This is a genomic window from Paraglaciecola mesophila KMM 241 (assembly GCF_000315015.1).
Classification (GTDB): domain Bacteria; phylum Pseudomonadota; class Gammaproteobacteria; order Enterobacterales; family Alteromonadaceae; genus Paraglaciecola; species Paraglaciecola mesophila.
Window position 1 is genome coordinate 21,264 of sequence record NZ_BAEP01000052.1, and the last position, 6,000, is coordinate 27,263.

A 6,000-nucleotide genomic window follows, 5' to 3' on the forward strand; every position below is an offset into this window, starting at 1 on the left:
TAACTATACTGCAATGACGCGTAACTTATTTAACCCACCGATAACCGACGTAACGAGTCAGTCAAACCAACTGGCGCAGGCTTATGTCATAAAAAATGTGACTTTTTTCGATAGTGTTACGTCTACTGATGATAAGTGTGTCGTTATCTATTGTTTTTATATTTGGTATTTTCACATCATCATTATCTAGCCCATTTTGGATAGGAGTCACCATGGCTGAATTATTACCCGAGTTGATTGAAGAAGTTGTATCGGCTCCAGAGCGCGGTGAACAAGATAATGTAGTGGCACTTGTAGCGGCGCAAGACACCGATGACGTGGCATTACTGTTAGAGTCCTTACCCCTAGAACAGCGCCTAAAAGTGTGGGAAGGAATACCCAAACGACGTCGACTAGATGTGCTGGTTGCTATGCGCGGGGATCCTCGCGAGACGTTAATTTCTGCCACTGATATAAGTGAATGGGAAGCGATTTTCTTTGAGGTGGACGCTGAGCAATTGCTGGAGTTGTCTGATTCATTACCGAATGCTTTGGTTGATAAAGCGCTGGATGCCATGGATAAGCAACAGCGCCAGTATTTCACTGACGCGAGTCAATTTAGTGATGATGAAATTGGCCACTGGCTTAGCCAAGACCCTCTTGTGTTGCCCTTAAACGCCAAAGTGCGCGATGCATTGCGTTTGATTCGCCGAGATGTGCCAACCCATGCAGACACCATTTTCTTGGTTAACCGTGCAGGTCAATTTTCAGAAGCAGTAAAGCTAACCAACGTAATGGGATTACCCGAGCATGTGCCCTTGGTGGATTTATCAGAAGAGGTATTCGATACCATCAACGCCAGTGACGAGCTAACCACGGCATCCTTGATGGTTCAACGTTCAGGCTTTGCTTCATTGCCAGTTGTAGATGAACAAAACAAAGTGCTGGGTCGTTTAGACGTCTCCACAGCTAGTGAACTACTGAATGAATTTTATGAGCGCCAAATTATGGCGACTGCAGGTATGGATGAAGACGAAGATTTGTTTTCGTCGGTCCCTAAGAGCGCAAAGAACCGGGCGGTTTGGTTAGGTATCAACTTACTGACGGCCTTTTTAGCCTCAGGTTTCATCGGGATGTTTGAGGCAACATTACAACAGGTGGTAGCGCTAGCGGTTCTTATGCCCATTGTGGCGAGTATGGGAGGCATAGCAGGCAGCCAAACCCTGACTTTGATGATACGCGGCCTTGCTTTAGGGCAAGTCACTGGCTCTAACGTGAAAGCCTTGCTCAAGAAAGAGTTGAGTGTTGGAGGTTTAAACGGTGTGGTGTGGGCATTGGTGATTGGTTGTATCGCCTATTTTTGGTTTTCAGACGCAATGCTTGGATTGGTGATCTGCTTGGCGATTTTATTAAATATCGTTGCCGCCGCAGCGGCTGGAGTCGTGGTGCCTATGGTGTTAAACAAGTTTAACATCGACCCAGCGTTATCGGGGTCAGTGATTTTAACGACGGTCACAGATATTGTAGGTTTTGTCGCATTTCTTGGTTTGGGGACGTTATTCCTACTTTGATTTAGGTCAAAGTACAGTCAAAGGCGGAGCAAATATTCAATGTGTAATTTTTTCGTAGCTCACTGCAAAACCTACAAGGATAAGGGTATCGAAGAATAGTTGAGCACCATAGGGCAGGGCTTAAGGACAAGTTCAGATGTTGGCACGTATGTCGCTTACTGCACTCTGTCGAAGGAGCATTAACTCCTTCGTTTATCCGTTTTAAAGGAAGTGTGTATGTTGACTTGGGCCCTAACATTTTTTGTGCTTGGCGTAATAGCGGCCGTTTTTGGTTTTGGTGGAGTGATTGGCGTCGCAGCCAGTATTGCAAAAGTGATTTTTCTGTTATGCGTCGCGTTTGTCGTGCTATTTAGTGTGTTGGCTTTTAAACAACATAAGCTGCATAAGTAATCACTTACAAGAGAGTTATCTATACCTCTGACGTCAGGCCGATAGTGCTTTGCCAAGAGGAGCTTATAGCCGCGTCAAAGCTCGAGAAAGATTGTTTTTGATAAACAAATCAGAGATTTATTCTTGGCATCATTATCGCATTAGTTGTGTTTTGAACGTCTAATGCGAATGTGTGAGGCAGCGATGAAAAAGATATTACAAGGCATAACCCTGATTACCGCGTTAAGTACCGCCAGTGTTGGCGCGCAAGCCGGTAACTACTGGAAAGCCAGTGCGCTTGATGGTTGGATTGATGGTTATGTAGAAGCCACCTTGTTGCTAAATGGCAACTTAGATGCAACCGGTATTGATACAGACGTTGATAATGGCTTGGTGACTCTGCGAGGCAAGGTGGAAACAGATTTGGATAAGGCCCTGGCGCAAGAATTAGCGATTGGCGTTGACGGGGTGACTGGGGTAGAGAACATGCTTACCGTGTTTTCCCCAGGTGAAAATGAAGACAGCTCGGTTCAGACTAAGTTAACTGATGAAAAAGTGGCCACTGTGGTGAAAACCCGTCTACTGGCGGCACCTGATATCAGCAGTACCGAAATCGACGTAAACAGCACTAAAGGAGTGGTCGTCTTGCAAGGGCAAGTAAAAAACGACGCTGAAAAGCAACGAGCAGTAGATATTGCCCAGAAGGCCATCGATGTAGAAAAAGTGGTGAGCAAGTTAAAAGTTAGCGAATAAACCATTGCACGCGTTGCAGAACGTAACGTGACAATGCTCAAAAATTATAAATGTAGTAAGAGGTATTATGATGGATAAGCACAACAAGAATGCATACTTTAACTGGTTCGACAAAGTAGACAAGCCAGAGCCCAATGAATTGGAGCTTGTTGAACGATTAGTTGAGGAAAATGCACTGCTAAGAAAAATACTCATGCAAAAACAGCAGGAAGGTATTGAAACTGCTGTTTGATTATTGAACAATGAGGCGTCTTTCATATTGATTAGGTGCTGTGGCGACATGCGAGTTAAGCACCTAGCTGATCAAAACGCAGAGCCGAAATGCATAATCCAGAGAGTGCAAATGTTCTAAAGCAAACGTTGCTGGTGGTTGATTCACCCGGCGAAATGTTGGAAGCACTCACCTGTCAATTTTCTATATCATTTCATTTGCTCGTGTGTGACGATAACGAAGAGGCCCTTAAGTTAACGTTAAATGCACCTATTGACCTAGTATTGATCAGAGTGTCTCCCCGAGACAGTGACTGGCTTTTCATCTGTACGCGTTTAAAGAAGCACCCTTTAACAATAGACATTCCGCTTATCTTGTATGGTAGAGATAAGCCTGAACCTTTGATTTTGTCTGGTCTAGAAGCGGGTGCGTTAGACTACGTTGAGCTACCAGCGGATATCGCTATGCTCAACATCAAGATCCGAAATCATATGCAGGTATCGGCTAAGCTTCGCACGCTGGCGCTTATCTCCTGTACCGACGGTCTGACTGGCGTACCTAACCGCATGCAGCTCGACACAACTTACAACCGTTTTTGGTACGCGGCTATTCGTGGGCAACATGAGCTGTCAGTGCTAATGATTGATATTGATTTCTTCAAGGGATTTAATGATACCTATGGCCACGTAGCGGGTGATGAGTGCTTAAAGAAGGTAGCCACAACCATTCAAGGGAGTTTGCAGCGTGAGAGCGATGCTATGGGACGTTACGGTGGCGAAGAGTTTCTAGCACTGTTACCTTTCACCGATAAAGTTGGCGCGCAAAAAATAGCTGAAATGATATTACACAACGTTGAAGCTCTAGATATAAAGAACCAGGCATCTACCGTTAATGGCAAAGTCACTGTCAGTGTTGGAGTGGCAACACTCAAGCACCATGACATTAACGACCACACCTTTAATCACCCTGAATTTCTAGTTGATCAAGCTGATCGGTGTCTTTATCAAGCTAAGAAACAAGGCCGTAACAGACTTGTGAGTTAGTAGTACCAATTCCAATAAATTTTCGCTGAGTGGCTAATTATCTAATGGAGTTGGTATAAGAAAGCCCATTTAAGCGCATAAAAAAGCGCCGTTTTCGCGCTTTCTATTTTTAGCTTTCAGATTTTAACGTCTAACCTTTACTTCTCACGAGCAATGGCGCGATAGGCAATATCGTCACGGTAGAACATGCCATCCCAGCTTATGCTCTTGGCCAGCCCATAAGCACGCTGTTGTGCCTCAGTAACTGTTTCACCTAAGGCTGTTGCGCACAATACTCGCCCACCGTTGGTTGTTACGTTACCGTCGACGTCTTTTGTACCAGCGTGAAAAACCTTAGCTACGTCGCTTTCATTTTGACCTAACCCTGAAATTACATCGCCTTTTTTATAAGCTTGCGGATAACCACCTGCGGCGAGTACTACGCCCACAGCGGCTCTAGGGTCAAACTTTGCAGTGGCTTGATCTAACTTACCGTCAACCGCAAGCTGAACCAACTCAACAAGGTCAGACTGCAAGCGCATCATGATGGGTTGTGTTTCAGGATCCCCAAAGCGGCAGTTATATTCAATCACCTTAGGTGTGCCATCGGCCATGATCATCAAGCCCGCATACAAGAAACCGTGGTAATCGTTCCCTTCACTTGCCATGCCTTGTACCGTGGGGTAGATCACTTCATCCATGACCCGCTGGTGAATCTCATCAGTCACAACGGGCGCAGGTGAATACGCGCCCATACCACCTGTGTTTGGTCCTGTGTCGCCATTGCTAACACGTTTGTGATCTTGGCTGGTGGCAAAAGGTAATACATTTTTGCCGTCAACCATGACAATAAAGCTAGCTTCTTCACCGTCCAAGAACTCTTCAATGACAACACGACTGCCTGCTTCGCCAAAAGCATTGCCCGCCAGCATATCGCGCACCGCATCTTCGGCTTCATTTAGGGTCATAGCGACAATCACACCCTTGCCTGCGGCTAGGCCATCAGCTTTTATCACGATAGGAGCGCCTGTTTGTTGCAAATAGGCCAAGGCTGGCTCAATCTCAGTGAAATTTTGATATTCAGCTGTAGGGATTTTATGACGGGCTAAAAAATCTTTAGTGAATGCCTTTGAACCTTCAAGCTGTGCAGCAGCTTTACTTGGGCCGAAAATCGCTAAACCTTCGGCTTGAAATGCATCTACCACGCCTAATACAAGGGGTACTTCTGGGCCCACTATGGTTAAAGTAATCGCATTTTGTTTGGCAAAAGTGACCAGCGCGCTGATATCTTCAACGCCGATGGCAACATTCTCGAGTTTTGGCTCAAGGGCCGTTCCTGCATTACCAGGGGCAACATAAACTTGGCTTACACCGTTTGATTGTGCTGCTTTATAAGCTAGAGCATGCTCGCGACCACCGCCGCCAATTATCAATACTTTCATGAGATTCGCTTTAAAAAATGGGTTAATAAAGAGGGCTATTTATTAAAACGCCGCTCAATAAGGCGGCGTTTTGAATGGCTAATCGCTAGCCTAATACAGGTTTATTTTACGAACTTTAAGGTCATACGATTGCTCTCGCCAATCTTCAGGTACTTACCTTCGTCCTTCTCGCCTAAGCGTAAGCTCGGGGGTAAGGTCCACACGCCTTTTTCGTGCTCGCCGCTATCTAATTTATTGGCGTTGATCTCACTTTTACCTGCTAGGGTAAATCCAGCTTTTTCAGCAAGAGCGATAACATATGACTGCTTCATGTAACCAGAGCTTTGCTGCAACGCGCTGCTTTGTGATTCGCGTAAGCTATGCTCAACCACCCCAAGCACACCGCCGACCTTTAATGCTTTGTAAAAAGCTTTAAAGGCGTTCTCTACACCTTCATCACCGTCTTGCATGTACCAGTTATGGATGTTGCGAAAGGTGAGCACGCGGTCAAGGGATTCAGCTGGCGCAAAATCAGTGGCTTTCATTGGGTGAAAGGTAGTGACCTTAACGTTTTGATAGCTTTTTAATGCAGTGATTTTCTGCTCAAATTGTTCACGAGATTTTTTATAAAACTCGTTGGTGTTCTCATCAACATAAAAGTGCGCAGCGTAAAA

General features: G+C 45.4%; 7 protein-coding genes. 5 read left to right on the plus strand and 2 right to left on the minus strand.

Going from position 1 to position 6,000, the window contains the following annotated elements:
• Window positions 1-212 precede the first annotated feature (212 nt).
• The 5 genes from GMES_RS12255 (at window position 213) to GMES_RS12270 (ending at window position 3,926) form a co-directional block, all read left to right on the plus strand.
• Window positions 213-1,550 (plus strand): magnesium transporter, encoded by a 1,338-nt coding sequence (locus GMES_RS12255; protein WP_006993019.1) that lies wholly within the window; start codon window positions 213-215, stop codon window positions 1,548-1,550.
• Between the two features lie 216 nt (window positions 1,551-1,766).
• Complete coding sequence (locus tag GMES_RS22270; RefSeq protein WP_006993020.1) at window positions 1,767-1,940, plus strand: DUF1328 domain-containing protein; 174 nt, start codon at window positions 1,767-1,769, stop codon at window positions 1,938-1,940.
• A gap of 183 nt (window positions 1,941-2,123) precedes the next feature.
• Complete coding sequence (locus GMES_RS12265) at window positions 2,124-2,672, plus strand: BON domain-containing protein (protein WP_006993021.1); 549 nt, start codon at window positions 2,124-2,126, stop codon at window positions 2,670-2,672.
• Window positions 2,673-2,739: 67 nt separating this feature from the next.
• Window positions 2,740-2,904, plus strand: a complete 165-nt coding sequence (locus GMES_RS22620) for a hypothetical protein (protein ID WP_153811077.1) — start codon at window positions 2,740-2,742, stop codon at window positions 2,902-2,904.
• Window positions 2,905-2,993: 89 nt separating this feature from the next.
• A complete protein-coding gene (locus GMES_RS12270) occupies window positions 2,994-3,926 on the plus strand; it encodes a GGDEF domain-containing protein (RefSeq protein WP_006993023.1) in 933 nt (310 codons plus the stop codon).
• 137 nt (window positions 3,927-4,063) lie between these two features.
• Here GMES_RS12270 and purD read toward each other — a convergent pair whose 3' ends face one another.
• On the minus strand, window positions 4,064-5,347 hold the full coding sequence (purD, locus tag GMES_RS12275; RefSeq protein WP_006993024.1) for a phosphoribosylamine--glycine ligase: 1,284 nt from the start codon (window positions 5,345-5,347) through the stop codon (window positions 4,064-4,066).
• A gap of 101 nt (window positions 5,348-5,448) precedes the next feature.
• A partial coding sequence (locus GMES_RS12280; protein ID WP_039987350.1) for a class I SAM-dependent methyltransferase occupies window positions 5,449-6,000 on the minus strand: 552 nt, incomplete at its 5' end.